Source organism: Aurantimonas sp. HBX-1 (assembly GCF_021391535.1).
Taxonomy (GTDB): domain Bacteria; phylum Pseudomonadota; class Alphaproteobacteria; order Rhizobiales; family Rhizobiaceae; genus Aurantimonas.
The window spans coordinates 1,178,738-1,201,773 of sequence record NZ_CP090066.1 but is presented as its reverse complement, the minus strand read 5'-3'; the positions used below and the strand labels follow the sequence as shown (position 1 = coordinate 1,201,773).

Genomic DNA, 23,036 nt, shown 5'->3' with positions numbered 1-23,036 from the left:
CATGACGACGCCCCGCTCGCGTCCCAACATGGCCACGCTAGTGCTCGTCCCGGTCTGGGGCGTGGTGCTCGCCGCCTATGTCGGGACCATGCTCTGGACTGCGCAGATCTCGTTCACCGCCTCGCGGCTGCTGCCGGTGAACGAGTATGTCGGCTTCGACCAGTATGAGCGCCTCTTTGCCAGCGCCCGCTGGCTGGTCTCGATCCAGAACATCGCGATCTTCGGCTTCCTGTTCATCGTCGGCTGCCTGGTCATCGGCTTCGTCCTGGCCGTGGCGCTGGACCAGAAGATCCGCTTCGAGAACACGCTGCGGACGATCTTCCTCTACCCTTACGCAATGTCCTTCATCGTCACCGGGCTGATCTGGCAGTGGCTGATGAATCCCGGGCTCGGCATCCAGAAGGCGGTGCGGGACTGGGGCTTCGAAAGCTTCCGCTTCGACTGGGCGGTGGACCGGGAGATGGCGCTCTATGCCGTGGTGCTGGCCGGCCTGTGGCAGGCCTCGGGCCTCGTCATGGCGCTGATGCTGGCGGGGCTGCGCGGCATCGACCAGGAATTGTGGAAGGCGACGCGCATCGACGGCATCCCGGCCTGGCGGGTGTATCTGTCGATCGTCGTGCCGATCTTGCGGCCGATCATCATCACCGCGGTCGTGCTGCTGGCGATCTCGGTGGTGAAGTCCTACGACCTCGTCGTCGCCCTGACCAATGGCGGCCCCGGCATCGCCACCGAGGTCCCGGCGAAGTTCATCATGGACCACCTGTTCACCCGGCAGAACATCGGCCTCGCCACCGCCGCGGCCACGGTGATGATGATCACCGTCGCCGCCGTCCTCGCCCCCTGGCTCTACATGGAATATTTCCGCCGGCAGCGGGCGGGAGGCGCGGCATGAGCCGGTCGATTGTCCCCGCCGCGACCGCCCCCGCGCTGCCGCTTTCCGATACACCGGACGCCAGCGCCCGCGGCCCGCGCCCCAGAACCGTTGGCGTCGGCCGGGTCGGGCTCTACGCCTTCCTGGTGATCGCCGCGGCATTCTTCCTGCTGCCGGCCGGGGTGATGGTGCTGACCTCGCTGAAGTCCATGGACGAGATCCGCGTCGGCTCGATCTTCGCGCTGCCGCAGTCCCTCGACTTCAGCGCCTGGGTCGCGGCCTGGTCGAGCGCCTGCACGGGGCTTTCCTGCGACGGCATCCGGGTCGGGTTCTGGAATTCCGTGCAGATCCTGGTGCCGAGCGTGTTCCTCTCGATCGCCGCCGGCGCCATCGTCGGCTACGCCCTGTCCTTCTGGCGGGTCAGGGGCGCCAACGTCCTGTTCGCGGTGCTCCTGATCGGCGCCTTCATGCCGTACCAGGTGTTCATCTATCCGATGGTGCGGACCTTCTCGGCGGTCGGGATCTACAATTCGCTGGCCTGCATCGTGATCATCCACGTCATTTTCGGCCTGCCGATCATGACGCTCCTGTTCCGCAACTTCTACGCCAGCCTGCCGCAGGAGCTGTTCAACGCCGCCCGCGTCGACGGCGCCGGCTTCTGGCGGATCTTCGCGCATGTGATGCTGCCGATGTCGACGCCGATGCTGATCGTCGCGGCGATCCTGCAGATCACCCACATCTGGAACGACTTCATCCTCGGCCTGGTCTTCGCCGGCCGGGAGAACCTGCCGATGACGGTGCAGCTCAACAACGTGGTGAACTCCACCTATGGCGAGCGCGCCTACAACCTCAATATGGCCGCGACCATCCTGACGGCGGCGGTGCCGCTGGTCGTCTACTTCGTGTCGGGCCGCTGGTTCGTCCGCGGGATCGCGGCGGGAGCCGTCAAGGGATGACGTCCATGACCCCCTCCACCCGCTTCGCCACCGAGCCTTCGGTGTCCGTCAAGGATCTGCGGATCGCCTTCGGCGCGCATCCGGTCATCGACCGGCTCGACCTCGACATCGGCCGCGGCGAGTTCCTCGTCCTGCTCGGCCCCTCCGGCTGCGGCAAGTCCACCCTCCTCAACGCCATCGCCGGCCTGCTCGACGTCGCCGACGGCGAGATCTGGATCTCCGGCCGCAACGTCACCTGGGCCGAGCCGAAGGACCGCGGCATCGGCATGGTGTTCCAGTCCTACGCGCTCTATCCGCGCATGTCGGTGCGCCAGAACCTCTCCTTCGGCCTCCGCGTCGCCCGCCTGCCGAAGCGGGAGATCGCCGCCCGGGTGGAGAAGGCGGCGGCGCTGCTGCAGCTGGAGCAGCTGCTCGAACGCAAGCCCGCCGAACTCTCCGGCGGCCAGCGCCAGCGCGTCGCCATCGGCCGGGCGCTGGTGCGCCAGGTCGAGGTCTTCCTGTTCGACGAGCCGCTGTCGAATCTCGACGCAAAGCTGCGCAACGAGCTGCGGATCGAGATCAAGAAGCTGCACCAGCAGCTCGGCAACACCATGGTCTACGTCACCCACGACCAGGTCGAGGCGATGACGCTCGCCGACCGGATCGCGGTGATGAAGGGCGGCGTGGTGCAGCAGATCGGCCCGCCGCAGGAGATCTACCGGCGGCCCGCCAACCGCTTCGTCGCCGGCTTCATCGGCTCGCCGGCGATGAACTTCTTCGACGGCGAGCTCGTGGCCGCGCCCGGCGGCGGCCTGTCGCTGGCGCTGGAGGGCGAGACCCTCGACGCCGCGCGCTACGACTTCGCCGTGCCGCCGACGAATGGCCAGCGCGTCGTGCTCGGCGTCCGGCCAGAGCATGTCGCCATCGGGCCGGTGCCGCCCGGCCATGTCGCGGGCCGCGGCCGGATCGAGATCGTCGAGCCGATGGGCGCCGACACGATCCTGTGGACGCGATTCGCCGGCCAGACCTTCACCATCCGTGCCGGCGGCGACGCGGCCGTGCGGGTCGGCGAGGAGATCGCCTTCAGCTTCGACCTCGCCGCCGCATCGCTGTTCGACGCCACGACCCAGGACCGCCTCTAGCCGTCACGATCCGAGGACTTTCGCGATGACGCCCACCGACCCGATCTCCTTCCAGCTCTACTCGGCCCGCAACTTCCCGCCGGACGCGGCGGTGCTCGCCATGCTGGCCGCCTGCGGCTACACCAATGTCGAGACCTACCGCCCGCAACACGAGGATGCGGAAAGCTTCCGCCGGCTGCTCGACGCCAACGGCCTCACCGCCAAGAGCGGCCATTTCGCCCTCGCAATGGCCGAGACGGAGTTCGACCGCGTCGTTGCGATCGCCCGCACGCTCGGCATCGAGACGGTGGTCATCCCCTATCTCGCGCCCGAGGAACGGCCGGCGGATCGCGCCGGCTGGGAGGCGGTCGGCGCGCGCCTGGCGAAGCTCTCGACCGACTTTGCCGACGAGGCGCTGCGGCTTGCCTGGCACAACCACGATTTCGAGTTCGTGGCGCTGCCCGACGGCTCCTATCCGATCGAGCATCTGCTGGCACCGGGTGTCCTCTGGGAGGCCGACGTCGCCTGGATCGCCCGGGCCGATGCCGATCCGGAGCCGTGGCTGAAGCGCTATGCCGGCCGCATCGCCGCGGTGCACGTCAAGGACATCGCGCCGGAGGGCGAGAAGCTCGACGAGGACGGCTGGGCCGATGTCGGCGACGGCGTCGTCGACTGGGCAAGGTTCTGGCCGCTCGCCGCCCGCTCCGGCGCCGCGCTGATGATCGCTGAGCACGACAACCCGTCCGACCTCTCGCGCTTCGCCCGCACCAGCGCCGAGCGCATGAGCGCCCTCGCCGCCTCGAACAACTGAACCGGAAACACCCCCATGGTCACGCGCATCGGCCTCATCGGCTGCGGCAACATCTCCGACATCTACCTGCTCAACGCCGCCCGCTTTCCCGGCATCGCGTTCACCGCCTGCGCCGACCTGCGGCCGGAGGCGGCAGCGGCCAAGGCCGGGACCTACGGCATCGAGGCGCGCAGCGTCGAGGCGCTGCTCGCCAGCGACGACGTCGACATCGTCCTCAACCTGACCGTTCCCGCCGCCCATGCCGAAATCTCGCTGGCGGCGCTCGAGAGCGACAAGCACGTCTATTCGGAAAAGCCGCTGGCAACCTCCGTCGCCGACGGCGAGGCGATCCTCGCGGCGGCCGAGGCCCGCGGCCTGCGCGTCGGCGCGGCGCCCGACACCGTGCTGGGCGCCGCGATCCAGGAGGCGCGCCGCCAGATCGACGCCGGCGTCATCGGCAAGCCGCTGCTCGGCGTCGCCTCGGTGCTGTCGCACGGTATGGAGAACTGGCACCCCGACCCGACCTTCTTCTTCAAGCCGGGCGGCGGACCGGTGTTCGACATGGGCCCCTATTACCTCTCGACCCTCGTCACCCTGCTCGGGCCGGTGGCCTCCGTGCAGGCGAGCGGCCAGGTCGGCTTCGAGACCCGCACCGTCACAACGGCGAACTCGCCGATGCTCGGCCAGGCGATCCGGGTGGAGGTGCTCTCCACGGTGCAGGCGCTGCTGGAATTCGACAGCGGCGCGCAGGTGACCTTCCTTGCCAGCTGGGATGTCTGGAAGCACGGGCTGCGACCGCTGGAGCTGCACGGCACGGAAGGCTCGATGCGCGTCCCCGATCCGAACTGGTTCGGCGGCGCCGTCGAGACCGCGGTCGAGCGCGGCGACTGGAGCAGCACCGCCACCGACCACCGGGTCTTCGGCGCCGCCAACTGGCCGCTGGCCGACCCCATCCACGCCAACTACCGCGGCGCCGGCATCGCCGAGATGGCGCAGGCGATCGAGCAAGGCCGGCCGCATCGGGCGAATGGCGCGGTGGCGCTGCACGTGCTGGCGGTGATGGCCGGCACCCTCGAAGCCGCGGGCAGCGGCGAGCGGGTAACCATCGGGCCGCGCTGCGCCCGTCCCGACGCGCTCGCGGAGACCGAGGCGCTGACGCTGGTCGGCGGCACGCGCGCCGGCATGGCGGCGCAGTCGAGCCTGCCATTCGCCGAACAGGATGCCTGAGGGAGCGCCGCGCGGCCGAAGGGCCCGGCCGGCGGCGATCTTTAGCGTGTCAGGTAGCCGTCGTAGTCCGAGACGAGGAGATGCACCGGGGGCTCGTCCTCCTCGATCGCGGCGAAGCGGCCGATCGGCTCGCGGAAGACGTTGTCGGTGAGATCGTCGTTGACGGTCGACACCTCGCCTATCAGCACGTCCGCCCCCTCGCCCCAGAAAGCGTGCCAGACGCCCGGCAGCAGCGTCACGCTCTCGCCCGGGTCGAGCGCCAGCAGGCCGCCGGCCGGCAGCGTGCGGGAGATGCCGTCGGTCATCACCGACACCTCGGCCGTCGCGTCGGGATCGCCGGCCGCATCCGACATGAACAGCTCCAGCACCAGCCTGCCGCCGCCGCGATTGATGATGTCCTCCGCCTTCACGACGTGGCGGTGCATCGGCGACAGCTGCTCCTTGCGGCTGATCATGATCTTTTCGGCATAGAGCATGCCGCGCCCGTGCCGCAGATCATCAACGCGGCCGTTGCGCACGGTGAACAGGAACAGGCCGAGCTCGTCGAACCGGCCCTGGCCGTAGTCGGTGATGTCCCAGCCGAGCCGCGCCTCGATGATGCCGTCGAGTTCGCGCCGCCGCCGCTGCATCTCCTCCGGCGAAAGATACGCGAATGGCGGCATGACGTAGCCGAAGGAGCGGATGAAGGCGTCGCCCTCCTGCAGGATCTCGTTGACGCGCGAACGCTTCATGGACCGTCTCTCCCTCGCGGCATGCCGGCAATCCGGGCCGCCTGCATCAAACGGCCCGGACAATGGCGACAAGCCGGCATCCTGTCGAGACGGCTATTGCGGCGTCTGTTGGCCCGGCAGCTGCGAGGGCGGCACGACCGGCGTGGTGCCGGGGTCCGGATCCGGTGCGGGCGCCTCGATGGCCGTGTCGCCGGTATCGGGCGGCGTCAGGACGCTGCCGCAATCCTGCAGGCGCGCGGTGAGGTCACCCTGTCCGGCAGCAGCGCCGTCCGGTGCCGCTGCGGGAGCGCAAGGGTCGCCGTCGAGCGGCATGCCGGGAGCGGTCGACTCCGGCGCCGGGATCTCCGGCGGTGCATCGGGCAGCGGCTGGCTCTGGGCGAAGGCGGGGCCTGCCGCGAGGGACAGGCATAGCGCCGCAAGCGGCAGTGAAAATCGGCGAAGGGTCATGACGGCTCCTCGGAATGACGTCCGCCGGAGCGGCGAACCGGGCGCCGAAGACCGGCGCTCTCCCTCAGCCAACGCTCGACCGGCATCGAGGCTCCCTCGCGCAAGTCAATGATCCGTCATCCTATTCGCCGGCGCGGCAGATCGCGGCGGCGTCGCGCGCGATGACCGCCTCCTCGTCCGTCGGCACGACGCGAACACTCACACGGCTGTCGTCGGTGCTGATCTGCCCTTGCCCGGCATCGTTCAGGACCGGGTCCTCCGCTATGCCCAGAAACGCCAGGCGCCGGCCGATCGCCGCGCGGATCTGCGGCTGGTGCTCGCCGATGCCGCCGGTGAAGACCAGCCGGTCGAGGCCCCCAAGGCTCGTCGCCATCACCGCGATCTGCTGCGCCGCGCGGTGGACGAAGAGGTCGACGGCATCGGTTGCTTCGGCGCTGCCGTCAGCCAGAAGTTCGCGCATGTCGCTCGACCGACCGGAGACGCCGAGCAGGCCGGAGCGATGGTAGAGCATGTCCTCCAGCGCCTCGGCGCCATAGGCGTGCTCGCGCATCAGATAGACCAGCACGCCCGGGTCGAGCGTGCCGGGGCGGGTGCCCATCAGCAGCCCGTCGAGCACCGAGAAGCCCATCGTCGTGTCGACGCTCTTGCCGTCCTTCAGCGCGCAGAGGCTGGCGCCGTTGCCGAGATGGGCGACGACGGTCCTGAGGCCACGGCTGCCCGGCTCGAGCGTTTCCAGCCGGTGCGCGATGAAATCGTAGGAGAGGCCGTGGAAGCCGTAGCGGCGGATTCCCTCCGCCTCGAGTTCGCGCGGCAGGCCGTAGCGCGTGGCCGGGCCGGTCATCGTCCGGTGGAAGGCGGTATCGAAGGATGCGGTCTGCCGCAAAACCGGGCGGACCGCCATCAACGCATGGATCGGGGCGAGACAGCGCGGCTGGTGCAGCGGCGCCAGCGGCGTCAGCTTCTCGATTGCCGCGACGTGTTCCGGCGTCAGCCGCACCGGATCGGCATATCGCGGCCCGCCATGCACCACCCGGTGGCCCACCGCGAGCAGGCCGCCCGGCCCGGCTCCATCCTCCGCCCAGGCGAGCAGACGCATGAGCGCTGGCGCCAGGTCGTCCGCTCCGCCGGTGACGGCCTCGTCGAGCCCGGGCGCGCCGTCCGAGCCCTCGGCTGTCAGCCGCCACGCCCCCGCCTCGGCCTTCACCGCGCCGCGCGCCACCGCCACCGGCATCGTCGTGGGGCCCGCGATCCTGTGCAGCCCGAACTTGACGCTCGACGAGCCGGCATTGAGGCTGAGGACGATGTCCGCCATCAGCCGGCCTCCCGCGCCGGGCCCGACCGCTCAGTCGCCGGCATCGGCCGCCGTCGCGTAGGGCCAGCCCCAGTCCTGGATCTCCGGCATGTCGACGCCCTCCGCCTCGACGTAGAGGCGATGCGCGGCGAGCCGTTCCTCGCAATGGCGGATCGCCGCCCTGCCCTCGTCGCCGCCCTGGCCGGGCAGCCGGCGCACCGCCGCGATGGCGAGGTGGAAGCGGTCGAGCTCGTTCAGCACCGTCATGTCGAAGGGCGTCGTGGTCGTCCCCTCCTCCTGGTAGCCATGGACGTGGAAGTTGTCGTGGTTGGCCCGCTTATAGGTCAGCCGGTGGATGAGATACGGATAGCCGTGATAGGCGAAGATCACCGGCTTGTCGGTGGTGAACAGCGCGTCGAAATCGGCCTCGTCGATGCCGTGCGGGTGGCGCTCCTTCGGCTGCAGCGCCATCAGGTCGACGACGTTGACGAAGCGGATGCGCAGCTTCGGCAGCTTCTGGCGCAACAGGTCGACAGCCGCCAGCGCCTCGATCGTCGGCACGTCGCCGGCGGCTGCGATCACCACGTCCGGCGTCTCTCCCGCGGCGACGTTGCAGGCGAAGGGCCAGCTGCCGATGCCCGCCTCGCAGTGGCGCTTTGCCTCGTCCATGGTGAGCCATTGCGGCGCCGGCGCCTTGCCGGCGACGATGACATTCACCCGGTCGTAGGTGGCAAGGCAATGGTCGGCGACGCAGAGCAGCGTGTTGGCATCGGGCGGGAAATACAGCCGCACGACGTCGCTCTTCTTGTTGGCGACGAGATCGACGAAGCCCGGGTCCTGGTGGCTGAAGCCGTTATGGTCCTGCTGCCAGACATGCGACGAGAGCAGGTAGTTGAGCGAGGCGATCGGCGCCCGCCATTCGAGCTCGCGGGAGACCTTCAGCCACTTGGCGTGCTGGTTGAACATCGAGTCGACGATGTGCACGAACGCTTCGTAGCAGGCGAACATGCCGTGCCGGCCGGTCAGCAGATAGCCTTCCAGCCAGCCCTGGCAGAGATGCTCGCTGAGGATCTCCATGACGCGTCCCTCGTCGGCGAGATGCACGTCGTAGGGCTCGATCGTCTCCATCCACGCCCGCTCGGTCACCTCGAACACCGCGTCGAGGCGGTTCGACGAGGCCTCGTCCGGGCTGATCAGGCGGAAATTGCGGGCGTCCGCGTTGCGCACCATGACGTCCCGCAGATAGGCGCCGAGCACCCGCGTCGCCTCGCCGCGCGCCCCGCCCGGCGAGGGCACGGCGACGGCATGGTCCTCGACCGGCGGCCGGTCGAGCTCGATCCGCAACATGCCCCCGTTGGCGGCCGGGTTGGCGCCCATGCGGCGGTCGCCTTCGGGCACGAGCGCCGCCAGGTCCGGTAAGAGGCTGCCGTCCTCGGCGAACAGTTCTTCCGGCCGGTAGGAGCGCAGCCAGTCCTCGAGGATCTGGCGATGCGCCGGATTGTCGTGGACGCCCGAGACCGGCACCTGGTGCGAGCGCCAGAAATTCTCGACCATCTTGCCGTCGACCACGTCCGGCCCGGTCCAGCCCTTCGGCGAGCGCAGCACGATCATCGGCCAGCGCGGCCGCTCGTTGTCGCCGCCGTTCCGCGCCGCCTGCTGGATCGCCGCGATCCGGTCAAAGGCCTGGTCGAAGGCCGCGGCCATCAGCCGGTGCATCGCCATCGGCTCGCTGCCCTCGACGAAGATCGGCTCGTGGCCGTAGCCGACCAGCAGCGAGCGGAGTTCCTCGTGCGGCATGCGGCCGAGGACGGTCGGATTGGCGATCTTGTAGCCGTTGAGGTGCAGGATCGGCAGCACCGCGCCGTCGACGCGGGGATTGAGGAACTTGTTGGAATGCCAGGAGGCCGCGAGCGCGCCGGTCTCCGCCTCGCCGTCGCCGATGACGCAGGCCGCGATCAGATCCGGCGAATCGAACACCGCGCCATAGGCGTGGGCCAGCGCATAGCCGAGCTCGCCGCCCTCGTGGATCGAGCCCGGCGTTTCGGGCGCGGCGTGGCTCGGGATGCCGCCGGGAAATGAGAACTGCCGGAACAGCCTGTGCATGCCGGCGGCGTTCTGCGGCACGTCCGGATAGGTCTCGCTGTAGGTGCCCTCGAGCCAAGTGTTGGCCACCATGCCCGGGCCGCCATGCCCGGGCCCGCAGATGTAGAGCACCGACAGGTCGCGGTCGCGGATGATGCGGTTGAGATGGGCGTAGACGAAGTTCAGGCCGGGCGTCGTGCCCCAGTGGCCGAGCAGCCGCTTCTTGACGTGCGCCGTGGTCAGCGGCTCGCGCAACAGCGGGTTGTCGAGAAGGTAAATCTGCCCGACCGAGAGGTAGTTCGCGGCGCGCCAGTAGCGGTCGATGCGGTCGAAGTCGTGATCGGTCATGGGCGGGGAAGTCTCCGTCTCTGGCTTCGGGTCGGTGGCAGCGGCCGCAGCACGATGCGACCGCATGTCACTGCGCCGCAGAGGCGCCGATTCGCGGGGCTCCCGGTGTCGCCGCCACCAGGTGGAAACGGCCTATCCCGCAGGCTTCTTCCCGTCCTTGATCTGGATCAGCGGGCGGTCCCGGCAACCCGGAACTGCGGCCCATGCCGGTCGCCGCCGCGCGGTTGCCCGGTTATTGCGCGCGGCATCAGGGAACCAGTCACGGCGCTGCAGCTTCCTGTGCCATCGAGCAATCGCGCCGGTGCCATCGGCGCGACCACCCCAGCAACCAGCGAGGCGATTAGCGCGGGATGCAGCCCGTAGATCAGTCCCTCCTCCTGCGCGCTCCCGGCTCGACGGCCGTGGACGGCCTCCATCCGGTCGTCGCGATACCCGCGAAGAACGAGGCCGAGCGCCTGCCGCGCCTCGTCGCGGCGCTCGCCGCCCAGTCGTGGCTCTCCGATTGCGGCCGGATGCTGGACGTCGTGCTCGTGCTCAACAACTGCCGCGACGAATCCGCCGCTCTTTTGGCCGCGGCGGCGTCGCGGCACCCGCAACTGCGTCTCCACATTGTAGAGGTCGACTTCCCGCGCCCCGAGGCCCATGCCGGGAGCGCCCGGCGGCTGGCGATGGAGACGGCGCGATCGCTGGTCGCCGATCCGGCGCGAAGCGTCCTGCTCACCACCGACGCCGACGGCACCCCCCATCCCGCCTGGGTCGACGCCAACCTCCGCAGCATCGCCGCCGGCGCCGACCTGGTGGGCGGCCTCATCGTCGGCGACAAGGCCGAGGAAGCGCTGCTCGGCGACGGCTTCCGGCGGCGCGCCCGGCGCCAGGTCGCCTATGGGGGCCTTTGCGACCGCCTCACCGCGATCATCGATCCGATTCCCTACGACCCGTGGCCGCGCCACCACGACCATACCGGCGCCAGCCTCGCGGTCCGCGCCGACGCCTATGACGCGGTCGGCGGACTGCCGGCCCTGCCGCGGCGCGAGGATCTGACCTTCGTCTCCCGCCTGCGCGCCGCCGGCTACCGGCTCCGCCACGATCCCGACGTCGTCGTCACCGTGTCGGCCCGGACCTTCGGGCGGGCGCGCGGCGGCATGGCCGACTGCCTGAAATCCTGGATCGCCGCCGAAGCGTCAGGCCGGCCGCATCTGGTCGAGGCGCCGGTCCGCGTGCGCCAGCGCGCCCTGCGCCGGTCGATGCTCCGCCGCCTCGCCGCCGCCGGTGACGCGGACGAGATCGCCGTGCTCGCCAACCGGCTCGCGCTGTTCCCCGCCGACCTGCACGACGACGGCGGGCGGCTGCTGTCGCCGGAAGCCCTGGTCGAGCGCCACGCGCCGGACGAGCCGGATGCGCCCGCCACCGTGCCGGTCGACACGGCGATGGCGGCGATGGCGCGGCTGATCGACGACATCACGGTGGCCGCCGATGCGGCATGAGCCCACGATGGACGAGCGACTGGATGCGCTGAGCCACGCGATTGCTGCCGCTGCGGGCAACGCCGAGACGGAGGACGCGTTTCCGGCCGCCGGCTTCGCCGAGCTGGCCGCCTTCGGCGCCCTCGGCGATCCGCCTATCGGCCCCGGCGAAACCGGCTCGCTGCTGCGGCTTCTGGCTGGGGTCGGCCGCGGCGACCTCAGCACCGGGCGGATCTTCGAGGGCCATGTCAACGCGCTGATCCTGATCGACCAGCACGGGACGGCAATCCAACGGCGCGAATGGTTCGCCGAGGCCCGCGCCGGTCGGCTGTTCGGCGTGTGGAACACCGACATGCCGGCCGCACCGCTGCGTCTCGAAGGCGGCGTGCTGGCCGGCGGCAAGAACTTCGCCTCCGGCGTCGACGGCCTGTCGCGCGCCATCGTGACCGTGCCGGAGGAGGCCGGCCGCCTGATGCTGATGGTGCCGCTGGACGGCCTGCCGGTCGACCGCAGCTGGTGGAAGCCGCTCGGCATGCGCGCCTCCGGCAGCCATCTCGTCGATTTCGCCGGCGTTACGCCCGAGCCGGGCTGGTTTCTCGGCGAGCCGGGCGCCTATGTCGCAGAGCCCTGGTTCGGCGGCGGCGCGATCCGCTTCGCCGCCGTCCATGTCGGCGGCATGCACGCCGTGTTCGACGTCGCGCTGGATCATCTGAGGCGCACCGGCCGTGCCGAGGATCCCTACCAGGCGCATCGCATCGCCCGCATGGGCATCGCGGTTGAGACCGGCTACGCCTGGCTCGACCGGGCGGCGGAAGCCTGGGATGCCGCCGTGGTGGCGGGCGGGGAAGGTCCGCCGGCGGCGCGGCTCACCGCGACGGCCAACGCGACCCGCTCGGCGGTCGAGGCGGCGGCGATGAGCGTGCTCGAAGAGGCCGAACGCGCCGTCGGCGCCGCCGGGTTCATCGCGCCGCACCGGCTCGAGCGGCTGGTACGGGACCTGCGCACCTATCTGCGCCAGCCCAATCCGGACGGAGCGCTGCGTTCCGCGGGTCTCGCCATGGCGAGGGGCGAGTGGCGGCCTGGCCGCGCCGATCCCCGGACGGGCCGTCCGGCATGAGGCTCCTGCGACCGGAGTCGGTGACCGCGGAACGGGTGCTGATCGTCGCGCCGCACCCGGACGACGAGACGCTCGGCTGCGGCGGGCTGGCGGCGAGACTTGCCCGGCTCGGCCGGCAGATCCACACGCTGTTCGTCACCGACGGCGGCGCCTCGCATCGCAATTCGGCGCAGTGGCCGCGCGAGCGGCTGGCCGCGCAGCGCGAGACCGAGGCCCGCGCCGCCCTCCTCGCCCTCGGCCTCGATCCGGACGCCTCGACCTTCCTGCGGCTGCACGATGCCGCCATGCCGCCGCAGGGCTCGCCCGCCTGGCGCGCCGCTGCGGCTACGGTCGCCGACCTAGTGAAGTGGTTCGACCCGGATCTCGTCCTGCTGCCGTGGCGGCGCGACCCGCATTGCGACCACCGCGACAGCTGGCTGCTCGTCACCGAAGTCCTGCAGCAGCGGCGCCCACGGCCCGCGACGCTGGAATACGCGATCTGGCTCGACGAGCTGGGCGCCGCAGAAGACGCGCCGCGTCCCGGCGAGATGGAAATCGTCGCCTTCGATATCGGCGCGGTCGCCGCCGCAAAGCGGCAGGCCGTCGCCGCCCATCTGTCGCAGACCACCGACCTGATCGCCGACGACCCGGACGGGTTCCGCCTCACCGAAGCGACGATCGAGCGCCTGAACGGCCCCGTCGAGACGTATCTGCGCCCATGCGACGGGTGATCGACGCCGACGGCTTCGAGGCGAAGTTCGCCGCCGACCCGGATCCCTGGAACTACGCCGCCTCGCCCTTCGAGGCGTGGAAGCGGGATGTGCTTCTCAAGGCCTGCGGCGACCGGCACTTCGGGCGCGGGCTGGAGCTTGCCTGCGCCAATGGCGAGACGACGCGGCGCCTCGCGACCATCTGCCGGTGCCTGCTTGCGGTCGATGCCTCGGCCACGGCGCTGGAGGCTGCCCAGCACCGCAATGCGGGAAACGCCCGGGTCAACTTCCGCCACGCACTGCTGCCGCGGGACATGCCGAAGGGCCCGTTCGACCTGATCGTCGCGTCGGAGATCCTGTACTATCTGAAGCCTCGCGACCTCGCCGCCCTCCTGCCGAAGCTGCACGCGGCGCTGGCGCCGGGCGGCCGGATCGTCTTCCTGCACCACGTGCTGGATTTCGACGATGCCGCCATCCGGCCGGCACTGGCGGTCGCCACCGCGGATCGGTGGTTCGCCGCGGTGGCGCCGCGCCGCGTCGCGCTCCAGACGGCCCGCTTCCGGGTGACCGCCTACGAAAAGCCCAGGCAAGGCTGAGCCGGCACCGCCTCAGCCCGTTTTGACCGAGATCAAGGACGCGCCGCCCCGCTCCGCCATGCTCGGCTGAGGTCGCGGCCGGCTGGTGGTTCGGGCGTGACATAAGCTCGGTCACGAAGGGCCCGCCGCCATGCACGATCTCTTCCCCCTCGCCGCCGTGGCGCTGCTCGCCAGCCTGGCCCTCGCCGCCATGGCCATGGCGATCGGCCAGCGCCGTCCGCGCGTCGTGCCGGTTCGCCGCCGGCGTCGCCATCCGGCCGCCGGGCGCTGAGCCATGGATGCGGAGCTGACGCAATTCGCGCTGCAGGCGGTGCCGCGCTACACGTCCTACCCGACGGCGGCCGAGTTCAGCCCGGCCGTCGGTCCCGGAGAGCACGCCACCTGGCTGGGCCGGGTCGATCCGGACGAGAGCGTCTCGCTCTATCTCCACGTCCCCTATTGCCGTGACCTCTGCCATTACTGCGGCTGCCATACCAAGGCGACGCATCGCAACGAGGCCGTCAGGATCTACCGGGAAAGCCTCGAAGCCGAGATCCGGCTGGTGGCGCGGCACCTGCCGGGACGTCTCAAGGCCGCCCGCATCGCCTGGGGCGGCGGCACGCCGTCGATCCTCGGGGCTGACGGCCTGGCTTCGGTCATGGCGGTGCTGGACGAAGCGTTCGACCTCGACGCTCTCGCCGAGCACGCGATCGAACTCGACCCGCGCTTCGTCGACGCGGCCCTGGCGCGCCGGCTCGCCGACCTCGGCGTCAACCGCGTCAGCCTGGGGGTGCAGGATCTCGACCCGGTCGTCCAGATCGCCATCGGCCGCGTCCAGCCGCAGGCCGTCGTCGCCGCGGCGGTCGGCCATCTGCGCGCCGCCGGGATCGAGGGACTCAACATCGACCTGATCTACGGCCTGCCGCACCAGACGGAGGCTTCGGTCCGGGCCACCTGCCGGCAGGTCGCGGCGCTCGGACCCGACCGTGTCGCCTGCTTCGGCTATGCCCATCTGCCGCAGCGCAAGGCCAACCAGCGCCTGATCGACGAAGCCGCCCTGCCCGACACGCTCGAGCGCTTCCGGCAGGCCGCCGCCGTCGCCGAGGTGTTCTGCGGTCGCGGCTACCAGGCGATCGGCCTCGATCACTATGCGCGGCTCTGCGACAAGCTCGCCGTCGCCGCGCGGCAGCGGCGCCTGCGCCGCAACTTCCAGGGCTACACGGACGACGACCGCCGGACCCTGATCGGCTTCGGCGCCTCGGCGGTGTCGCAGCTGCCCGACGGCTTCGTCCAGACGACGGCGCCGGTCGCCGACTATCGCCGCAGCATCGCCGAAGGCGTGCTGCCGACCGCCCGCGGCATCGCCGTCGGGCCGGCGACGCGCCGGCGCGCGATCATCATCGAGCGGCTGATGTGCGACTTCCGCGTCGATCTCGACGAGGTCGGCGGCATCACCCGCTATGGCAACATCGCCGCGCGGCTGCAGCCCTACGAGGCGGCCGGGCTCGCCACCCTGTCCGGCGGGACGCTCCGGATGACCGCGAAAGGCCGGCCCTTCGTCCGGCTCATCGCCGCCCTGTTCGACGAGGCCCGCAGCGGCGGCGAGACCTCGTTCAGCCGGGCAATCTGACGGCAAACCTGGCCGTTGCGGCGCTTAAGCCCTTGCTAATCGCTGTCTGCTAGCACTGGCTCAGGCGCGCCGCATCCGGTGTCCGCCTGCGCATCAGGCAGGAACTCCCCACCCGTGTCAGTTCCCCCGTCCCGGCACCGTCGCCTGCTCCTCATCGGCAACATCGCAGCCGCCCTGCTGGTGCTCATCGGCATCGCGGCGGTGCCGAAGGGCGACCGGGTCCTGGTCCTCGTCGGTCCGTGGAGCGATCCGCAACACGTGGTCGCCGTCGTCCGCGCCGCGGGCGGCACCCTGGTGGCCACCGGGCGCCGTCCCTGGATCGCCGTGGCCGACGGTGCGGCTCCCGATTTCGTCTCCCGGCTGGTCTCGGCCGGTGCTGTCCTCGTCCTCGACGGCGGCTTCGGGGCCGCGTGTCTCACCAGGGTATTCGACCGATGAACAGTCTCACTGATCTGCGGGAGCGGGCCGGCAAGGGTATCATCCTGCTGCTCTGGGTGAACCTGGCGCTCATCGTGGCGCGCGCGGTCTGGGGCACCGAGGCCAGCCTCGTCGTCCTTGTCGGCGGCGGCCTCGTCGTCACCCTCGCAGCGACCGCCAGCTGGCTCGCCGACCGGACCGGTCCCACCACGCGGACGGTCACCGGCCTCGCCCATGGGGTCCTTGTCGCCCTCTTGGTCTACGGCTTCTCCGGCTCGTCGCTGCAGATCGACATGCACATGTATTTCTTCGCCACGCTGGCGATCTGCGCCGCGTGGGTCGACTGGCGCCCGATCGCCTCCTTCTCTGCCTTCACCGCCGTCCATCACCTCCTCCTCTACGCGCTGCTCCCGGCCGCCGTGTTCACCGGCGAGGCGACCTTCACCCGGGTCCTCCTGCATGCCATCATCCTGGTGCTGGAAGCCGGCGTGCTGCTCGCGCTCACCTACACGCTGCTCAAGGCGTTCGCCGCCAGCGACACGGCCGTAAGCCAGGCGATCGCGGCGGAGCGCGAGGCCCAGCTCATGACCGCCACCGCCTCCGATGCACATGCCCGCAACGACGCGATGCGCGCCGAACGCGAGGCCGAGGCCGAAGCCGTCACCCTCGCGCTGAAGGGCTTCGTCGGCGACATCGAGGCCGGGTTCGACCGCCTGTCGGGCGGCGATCTGACGGTCCGGCTGGAACGGCCGGTGGCGGCCGACTACGAGAGCATCCGCGCGCTGTTCAACGATGCCGTCGGCAAGCTCGAGCTCGCCCTCGGCTCCGTCGTCGGTTCGGTCGCGGCAATCCGCACCGGGCTGTCCGAGATCTCGGCGGCCTCGCATGACCTCGCGCAGCGCACCGAGCAGCAGGCCACGAGCCTGGAGCAGACGGTGGCCGCCCTTGGCGAGGTCACCGGCGGCGTCAGGCAGACCGCGGACAGCGCCGACCACGCACGCCAGCTGGCGACCACCGCTCGCACCAGCGCCGAACGCGGCGGCGCCATCGTCGGGCAGGCCATCGACGCCATGGGCCGCATCGAGCAGTCGTCGAACCGGATCGGCACGATCATCTCGGTGATCGACGAGATCGCGTTCCAGACCAACCTCCTCGCCCTCAACGCCGGAGTCGAGGCGGCCCGCGCCGGCGACGCCGGCAGGGGTTTCGCGGTCGTCGCGCAGGAAGTGCGCGGACTTGCCCAGCGCTCGGCGGAGGCGGCCAAGGAGATCAAGGCGCTGATCAGCGCGTCGCACGACGAGGTCGGCCAGGGGGTCGAGCTGGTCACGGCGTCCGGCCGTTCGCTGGAGGAGATCCTCGGGCACCTCGGCGAGATGGCGACCCGGGTGTCCGCGATCGCCGACAGCGCCCGCGAACAGGCGACGAGCCTGCGGGAAGTGTCGGGCGCGGCCGAGCAGATGAACAAGGTGACCCAGCAGAACGCCGCGATGGTCGAGCAGACCACCGCCGCGAGCCAGGCCCTGGCGGCAGAGACCGACCTGCTCTCCGGCCTTGTCGACCGTTTCCGGATATCGCCGGACGCCGGCGGGGGATCGGCCCATCAGCCCGTCTCGCGCAGCCGGGCCGGGGCGCCCCGACGCCCCGCGGCGCCCGTCGTCCGCCTCAAGACCGGCGGCGGCGCCGCAGCGGTCGCACCGGCCAACGACGGCTGGCAGGACTTCTAGCGCCGGTCAGGCGGCGACCGCCACGGCCACCGTCCCGCTCCGCCAGACGCGGCGGACCGTGTCGACGAAGGCGGCGGTGATGTCGGAGGTGCGCCGGCCGCCGGGCGAGAACAGCTCGAAGGTGCAGACATAGCCGATCTCGGCGGGCCGGATCGCCCTCAGTTCGCCGGCCGCCACCGCCGCCCGCGCATAATGGTCCGGCAGGAGGCCGATGAACCGGCCGGAGCGGATCAGGATCATCTGCGGCTCGATCTGGTAGACCGTCGCCTCGACCCGCCAGGCGACGGAGCGGAGCGAATCCTCCTCGCGCCAGTAGCCCCGGTGCACGAAGGGGAGCGCCGCGAGCCTCGCGTCCGTCAGCACGGCGTCGGCGGTGCCGAATTCGGGATGCGCCCGCCCGCAATAGAGGCTGTGGCGTTCCTCGTAGAGCGCGTCGTATTCGATGCCCTCGACGCGGTCGCGATGGCTGCCGATGGCGCAGTGATAGAGCCCGTCGGCCACCTTCTGCTGCATGTCCTGCGGCCGTTCCTGCCCGAGCACCAGCCGCACCTGCGGCGCAACCCGCCCGAATTCGGCGATGACCTCGGCGAGACGGTTGGCGGGGTCGGTCCAGATCGCGTCGAGGACGCCGATACGCAGCTCGCCGCGCAGTTCGCCCCGCACGGCGGCGACGTCGGCGGTGAAATCCTGCAGCGCCTTGTCGAGCTGGCGGGAAGCCTCCCAGACCGCCTGCCCGCGCTCGGTCAGGCGGAAGCCGCCGCGGCCGCGATGGCAGAGCGTGAAGCCGAGCCGCTGCTCCAGCGCTGCCATGTGGTTGCTGATCGTCGACGAGCCGACATTCAGCTCCGGCTCGGCGGCCGCGAAGCCACCGTTCCGCACGACCGCGTCGAACACCTGCAGCAGTCGCAGATCACTTCCAGAAACCCGCATGAGCGCGCCCTTCACATTGAGCATCATCAAGGTTCGGATTGATAGGCGGATATTCAACCAGTCGTCCAGATGCCTAGCTTCCGGGCAGGTGTTATGGTTGACCATCATGAGGGCACCCACTTCCCACGCCCGGAGGCGCCCGACGCATGCCAAGGCCGACACCCAACCCCCGCCTCGCCGCCGTCGAGCCGGCGCCGATCGCCCGCGCCTTCGGCTGGCGCGACTCCTATGACGGCCGCCACGGGCCGCTGATCGACTGCAGCCAGGCGGTGCCGGACCACGCGCCGCCCCCGCCGCTGGCCGAGCGGCTCGGCGCGGCGGCCGCCTCGGCGGATGCGGCACGCTATGGGCCGATCCTCGGCGACGCTGCGCTGCGCGACGTCTACGCGAAGCAGGTCTCGGCGTTCTACGGCGTCGACCTCGGCCCCGGCCGGGTCGCGATCACCGCCGGCTGCAACCAGGCCTTCTTCGCCGCCATGCTGGGAGTCGCCACGGCCGGCGATGCCGTCGTGCTGCCCGTGCCGTGGTATTTCAACCACCAGATGTCGCTCGCCATGACCGGCGTCGAACCGCGCCTCTTGCCGGCGACGGAGGCTGACGGCTTCCTGCCGACAGCCGACGGACTACGCGCCGTGCTCGACGAGAAGTGTCGGGCGGTCCTGCTGGTCAGCCCGAACAATCCGACCGGGGCGATCTACCCGCCGGAACTGCTCACCGAAATCTTCGACATCTGCGTCGAGCGCGGCCTCTATCTGATCCTCGACGAGACCTACCGGGACTTCCTGCCGCCGGGGTCCGGCGCGACGCACGACCTGTTCTCGCGGCCCGAAGCCGCCGACCACCTCGTCAGCCTCTACAGCTTCTCCAAGGCCTATGCGATTCCGGGCCACCGGCTCGGCGCGATCATCGCCGGCGAAGCCTTCCTGGCGTCGATGCAGAAGGCCATCGACTGCATCCAGATCTGCCCGCCGCGGCCCGGCCAGGCGGCGCTCGTCTGGGCGATCCCGGCGATGGCCGACTGGCGGCGGGAGAGCGCCGCGGCGATCGCTGCCCGAGGCGAGGCCTTCGCCGCGGCGCTCGCCCCCATCGACGGCTGGGAGATCGTGCAGCTCGGCGCCTATTTCGCCTATGTCCGCCATCCCTACGAGGGGGTACCGGCGGAAGAGATCGCCGCGGCGCTGGTGCGTGAACTCGGCATATTGGTGCTGCCGGGCAGCTTCTTCGGCCCCGGCCAGGAGGCCTATCTGCGCTTCGCCGTCGCCAATGTCGCGGCCGACCGCATCGCCGAGATCGCCCGCCGCCTGGCCATCGGCCTTGGCGCCGCTGCGGCTACCGAAACGAGAGAGACGATCCATGGATGAACAGAAACTCGCCGCCCTGCGCAAGCGCTTCGCCGGCGACAATGAGCGCCGCATCTACGATCCGGGCTTTGCCGCCGTCGCCGACCGGCTGTTCGATCCGAAGGGCACGAGGGTCGCTCCCTATGCCGGCCTGCCCACCCTCCTCGACGCGCCCTACCGTGCCATCGACTGGTCGGCGCCGGATCTTTCCGGGCTCGACGTCGCGATGATCGGCGTGCCGATGGATCTCGGCGTCACCAACCGCAACGGCAGCCGGTTCGGCCCGCGCGCGGTCCGCACCATGGAGCGGGTCGGCCCGTACAACCACCAGCTCAAGACCATGCCGGTGAAGGAGCTGAAGGTCGCCGACATCGGCGACGTGCCGTTCCGCAGCCGCTTCGATCTTGCGACCTCGCACGAGGACATCCAGCGGACCGCCGCCACCATCGTCGGCGCCGGCGTGCTGCCGCTCTTCGTCGGCGGCGACCACTCGATCACCCTGCCGATCCTGCGGGCGCTGGGCGCCGAACGGCCCGTCGGGATGATCCATATCGACGCGCATTGCGACACGTCGGGACCCTTCGACGGCTGCAAGTTCCACCATGGCGGCCCGTTCCGGCAGGCGGTGCTCGACGGCGTGCTCGACCCGGAGCGGACGATCCAGATCGGCATTCGCGGCTCGTCGGAATATCTCTGGGAGTTCTCCTACGAGACCGGCATGACCGTCATCCACGCCGAGGAGATTTCCGGGCTCGGCATCGACGCCGTCGTCGCGAGGGCGCGCGCGGTGGTCGGCGACGGCCCGGTCTACGTCTCCTACGACATCGACAGCCTCGACCCGGCCTTCGCGCCCGGCACCGGGACGCCGGAGATCGGCGGGCTGACGACGCGCGAGGCGCTGGCGATCCTGCGCGGCCTCGCCGGCATCGCGATGATCGGCGGCGACGTCGTCGAGGTCGCGCCGCAATACGACGCGACGACCAACACCGCCCATGCCGGCGCGCAGATGCTGTTCGAACTTCTGAGCCTCGTTCCCTTCACGCCGGGCCGGCCATAGCCGCGCTCATTCCACCCCTCGAAACGGAGACACGCCCATGACGACGCGACCGCCCTTCAGTCTCAACCGCCGCGTGCTGCTCGCCGGCGCCACCGCCGCCGGCGCCAGCCTGGCGATGCCCTCCATCCTGCGCGCTCAGGACAAGTCGCTGAAGGTCGGCGTCTATGGCGGCTATTTCAAAGATTCCTTCGACAAGAGCATCTTCCCCGAATTCACCAAGGCGACCGGCATCGCGGTCGAGAGCGTCGCCGAGCCGACCGGCGAAGCCTGGCTGGTCCAGCTCGAGCAGGCGGCCCGGGCCGGCATGGCGCCGGCGGACGTCTCGATGATGTCGCAGGTCGCGATGCGCAAGGGCCTTGCCACCGAGCTCTGGGCGCCGCTCGACGTCTCGAAGATCACCCGGGCCGGCGACGTCCTGCCGCCCTTCACGGTCAAGTATCCGAACGGCGACGTCGCCGGCATCGGCGCGGTGGCCTGGTACATCAACCTCGTCACCAACACCGACACCTACCCTGAGGCGCCGGAAAGCTGGGCGGCCTTCTGGGACCCCGCCAACAAGGGCAAGCTCGGCCTGCTGGCGCTGGTGTCGAACTCGTTCCTGCTGGAAGTGACGGCCACCACCTTCTTCGGCGGCACCGACATCCTGTCGACCGAGGAAGGTATCCTCAAGGTGATGGACAAGCTCGCCGAACTGAAGCCGAACGTGCAGCTCTGGTACCGCGACGAGGCGCAGTTCGAGCAGGCGCTGAAGTCCGGCGAGATCCCGATGGGCCAGTACTACCACGACGTGACCGGCCTTGCGGCCGCCGACGGCTTCCCGGTCCGCTCGACCTTCCCGAAGGAAGGCGGCATCTCCGATTCCGGCTGCTGGGCCGTCTCCAAGGCGTCGGAGAAGCTCGACCTGGCGCTGACCTTCATCGACTACATGACGCAGCCGGAAATCCAGTCGATCCTCGCCCGCAAGGTCGGCACCGCGCCGGTGATCAAGCGCGAGCTGCTCGACCTCACCGACGAGGAGTTCGCCGCGGTGTCCTCGGAGATCCCGCCGATCGTCCCGCGCTACGACCTCTATGTCGAGAAGGCCGACTGGCTGAACCAGAAATGGACCGAGCTGATCGTGGGCTGACCATCCCTTCGACCATGATCCGGCGGCGGGCACGCTGCCGCCGGAACCCCCAGCAAGGACGATCCAACGCATGAGCGGGCTCGAACTCGTCAACGTCACCAAGCGCTACGGCAAGGTCGCCGCGGTGGATGACGCGGTGCTGTCGGTGCCGCCCGGATCGTTCGTCTGCCTGCTCGGGCCCTCCGGCTGCGGCAAGACCACGCTGATGCGGATGATCGCCGGGCTCGAGACCCCGACCAGCGGCGACATCCGCTTCGAGGGCGAGACGCTCGGCGACCGGCCGGTGCACAAGCGCGATTTCGGCATGGTGTTCCAGTCGCTGGCGCTGTTTCCGCATCTGTCGGTCGGCGACAACATCGCCTACCCGCTGAAGATCCGCGGCCAGGGCAAGGCCGAGCGGGAGGCCCGAGTCGCCGAACTGCTCGACCTCGTGCGCCTGCCCGGCGTGGCAAGCCGCCCGGTCGCGCAGCTCTCCGGCGGCCAGCGCCAGCGCGTCGCCATCGCCCGCGCCCTTGCCGTATCGCCGAAGCTGTTCCTGCTCGACGAGCCGCTGTCGGCGCTGGACGCCAAGTTGCGCGAGGCGATGCAGGTGGAACTGCGGCAGCTGCAGGAGCGGCTCGGCATCACCACCATCGTCGTCACCCACGACCAGCGGGAGGCGATGACCATGGCCGACACGATCGTAGTCATGAACGGCGGCCGCATCCAGCAGATGGACCGGCCGATCGACATCTACCGTCGCCCGGCGAACGCCTTCGTCGCCGATTTCCTCGGCCAGACCAATCTTCTGAGGGCGGAGTCGGCAGGCGGCGCGGCGGCGGTCGGCGGCGCGCTGATTCCGGGCCTGACGCTGCCGCACGGCCAGGCCGGCGCGGAGATCTCGGTGCGGCCCGAGAATGTCTCGATCGAGCCGGAGGGCGAGGCGCCGATCGCCGCGACCGTCGAGTTCGTCCGCGACATGGGCGCAAGCGTCGAGGTCTATCTCGCCACCGCTGCCGGCCAGATGATCGCCATGCGGCCCCCGGGGCGGCACGGCCTTGCCGTCGGCGACAAGGTGTCGCTCGGCCTCGACCCGGCGGCAATCGTCGTCTTCCCGGCGGGGAGCCGCGCGTGAGCCGCGCCGCA

General features: G+C 70.5%; 22 protein-coding genes. 17 read left to right on the top strand and 5 right to left on the bottom strand.

The annotated features are described in order from the left end of the window. The first annotated feature begins 1 nt into the window (after window position 1). Genes LXB15_RS05680 through LXB15_RS05660 form a run of 5 tightly spaced genes read left to right on the top strand, consistent with a single transcriptional unit; the run spans window position 2 to window position 4,944 of the window. A complete protein-coding gene (locus LXB15_RS05680; RefSeq protein ID WP_233951565.1) occupies window positions 2–892 on the top strand; it encodes a carbohydrate ABC transporter permease in 891 nt (296 codons plus the stop codon). Beyond that, entirely contained in the window at window positions 889–1,827 is a 939-nt protein-coding gene (locus LXB15_RS05675; RefSeq protein WP_233951564.1) for a carbohydrate ABC transporter permease, read from the top strand. The genes LXB15_RS05680 and LXB15_RS05675 overlap by 4 nt, the downstream gene beginning before the upstream one ends. 5 nt (window positions 1,828–1,832) lie before the next feature. After that, window positions 1,833–2,948 (top strand): ABC transporter ATP-binding protein, encoded by a 1,116-nt coding sequence (locus LXB15_RS05670; protein WP_233951562.1) that lies wholly within the window; start codon window positions 1,833–1,835, stop codon window positions 2,946–2,948. A gap of 25 nt (window positions 2,949–2,973) precedes the next feature. After that, a complete protein-coding gene (locus tag LXB15_RS05665; RefSeq protein ID WP_233951561.1) occupies window positions 2,974–3,738 on the top strand; it encodes a sugar phosphate isomerase/epimerase in 765 nt (254 codons plus the stop codon). A 15-nt stretch (window positions 3,739–3,753) separates the two neighbouring features. Continuing rightward, entirely contained in the window at window positions 3,754–4,944 is a 1,191-nt protein-coding gene (locus tag LXB15_RS05660) for a Gfo/Idh/MocA family protein (RefSeq protein ID WP_233951559.1), read from the top strand. Between the two features lie 41 nt (window positions 4,945–4,985). On the opposite strand, the gene LXB15_RS05655 is transcribed toward LXB15_RS05660, so the two are convergent. From LXB15_RS05655 to LXB15_RS05640, 4 genes are all read right to left on the bottom strand, one after another. After that, complete coding sequence (locus LXB15_RS05655) at window positions 4,986–5,675, bottom strand: D-lyxose/D-mannose family sugar isomerase (RefSeq protein WP_233951557.1); 690 nt, start codon at window positions 5,673–5,675, stop codon at window positions 4,986–4,988. A gap of 93 nt (window positions 5,676–5,768) precedes the next feature. Beyond that, entirely contained in the window at window positions 5,769–6,122 is a 354-nt protein-coding gene (locus LXB15_RS05650; RefSeq protein WP_233951555.1) for a hypothetical protein, read from the bottom strand. Between the two features lie 121 nt (window positions 6,123–6,243). Further along, window positions 6,244–7,434 (bottom strand): acetate/propionate family kinase, encoded by a 1,191-nt coding sequence (locus LXB15_RS05645; protein ID WP_233951554.1) that lies wholly within the window; start codon window positions 7,432–7,434, stop codon window positions 6,244–6,246. A 30-nt stretch (window positions 7,435–7,464) separates the two neighbouring features. Next, window positions 7,465–9,843: a phosphoketolase gene (locus LXB15_RS05640; protein ID WP_233951552.1), complete on the bottom strand. Its 2,379-nt coding sequence runs from the start codon at window positions 9,841–9,843 to the stop codon at window positions 7,465–7,467. Between the two features lie 350 nt (window positions 9,844–10,193). Between LXB15_RS05640 and LXB15_RS05635 the strand changes: the two genes are divergently transcribed. The 8 genes from LXB15_RS05635 (at window position 10,194) to LXB15_RS05600 (ending at window position 17,458) form a co-directional block, all read left to right on the top strand. Further along, a complete protein-coding gene (locus LXB15_RS05635; RefSeq protein ID WP_233951550.1) occupies window positions 10,194–11,327 on the top strand; it encodes a glycosyltransferase family 2 protein in 1,134 nt (377 codons plus the stop codon). A 7-nt stretch (window positions 11,328–11,334) separates the two neighbouring features. Further along, window positions 11,335–12,423, top strand: a complete 1,089-nt coding sequence (locus tag LXB15_RS05630; protein ID WP_233951548.1) for an acyl-CoA dehydrogenase family protein — start codon at window positions 11,335–11,337, stop codon at window positions 12,421–12,423. Further along, window positions 12,420–13,133 (top strand): PIG-L deacetylase family protein, encoded by a 714-nt coding sequence (locus LXB15_RS05625; protein ID WP_233951546.1) that lies wholly within the window; start codon window positions 12,420–12,422, stop codon window positions 13,131–13,133. Before LXB15_RS05630 ends, LXB15_RS05625 begins: the two co-directional genes overlap by 4 nt. Beyond that, window positions 13,121–13,708, top strand: a complete 588-nt coding sequence (locus LXB15_RS05620) for a class I SAM-dependent methyltransferase (protein WP_233951545.1) — start codon at window positions 13,121–13,123, stop codon at window positions 13,706–13,708. Before LXB15_RS05625 ends, LXB15_RS05620 begins: the two co-directional genes overlap by 13 nt. A 130-nt stretch (window positions 13,709–13,838) precedes the next feature. Continuing rightward, entirely contained in the window at window positions 13,839–13,979 is a 141-nt protein-coding gene (locus LXB15_RS05615) for a hypothetical protein (RefSeq protein WP_233951544.1), read from the top strand. Window positions 13,980–13,982: 3 nt separating this feature from the next. Then, a complete protein-coding gene (hemN, locus tag LXB15_RS05610; RefSeq protein WP_233951543.1) occupies window positions 13,983–15,317 on the top strand; it encodes an oxygen-independent coproporphyrinogen III oxidase in 1,335 nt (444 codons plus the stop codon). Between the two features lie 114 nt (window positions 15,318–15,431). Further along, complete coding sequence (locus LXB15_RS05605; protein WP_233951541.1) at window positions 15,432–15,755, top strand: hypothetical protein; 324 nt, start codon at window positions 15,432–15,434, stop codon at window positions 15,753–15,755. Then, window positions 15,752–17,458 (top strand): methyl-accepting chemotaxis protein, encoded by a 1,707-nt coding sequence (locus LXB15_RS05600; RefSeq protein ID WP_233951539.1) that lies wholly within the window; start codon window positions 15,752–15,754, stop codon window positions 17,456–17,458. The genes LXB15_RS05605 and LXB15_RS05600 overlap by 4 nt, the downstream gene beginning before the upstream one ends. Before the next feature lie 6 nt (window positions 17,459–17,464). Here the strand turns inward: LXB15_RS05600 and LXB15_RS05595 are convergent, their stop codons facing one another. Then, entirely contained in the window at window positions 17,465–18,415 is a 951-nt protein-coding gene (locus LXB15_RS05595; protein ID WP_233951537.1) for a LysR family transcriptional regulator, read from the bottom strand. Window positions 18,416–18,534: 119 nt separating this feature from the next. On the opposite strand from LXB15_RS05595, the gene LXB15_RS05590 reads away from it, so the two are divergent. The 4 genes from LXB15_RS05590 (at window position 18,535) to LXB15_RS05575 (ending at window position 23,025) form a co-directional block, all read left to right on the top strand. Beyond that, entirely contained in the window at window positions 18,535–19,749 is a 1,215-nt protein-coding gene (locus LXB15_RS05590; protein ID WP_233951535.1) for an aminotransferase, read from the top strand. Next, window positions 19,742–20,785 carry an agmatinase gene (speB, locus tag LXB15_RS05585; protein ID WP_233951533.1) on the top strand — a complete coding sequence of 348 codons (1,044 nt, stop codon included), beginning with the start codon at window positions 19,742–19,744 and terminating at the stop codon, window positions 20,783–20,785. The genes LXB15_RS05590 and speB overlap by 8 nt, the downstream gene beginning before the upstream one ends. A gap of 37 nt (window positions 20,786–20,822) precedes the next feature. After that, entirely contained in the window at window positions 20,823–21,911 is a 1,089-nt protein-coding gene (locus LXB15_RS05580; RefSeq protein ID WP_370640179.1) for an ABC transporter substrate-binding protein, read from the top strand. A 70-nt stretch (window positions 21,912–21,981) separates the two neighbouring features. Beyond that, window positions 21,982–23,025, top strand: a complete 1,044-nt coding sequence (locus LXB15_RS05575) for an ABC transporter ATP-binding protein (protein ID WP_233951531.1) — start codon at window positions 21,982–21,984, stop codon at window positions 23,023–23,025. Window positions 23,026–23,036 lie beyond the last annotated feature (11 nt).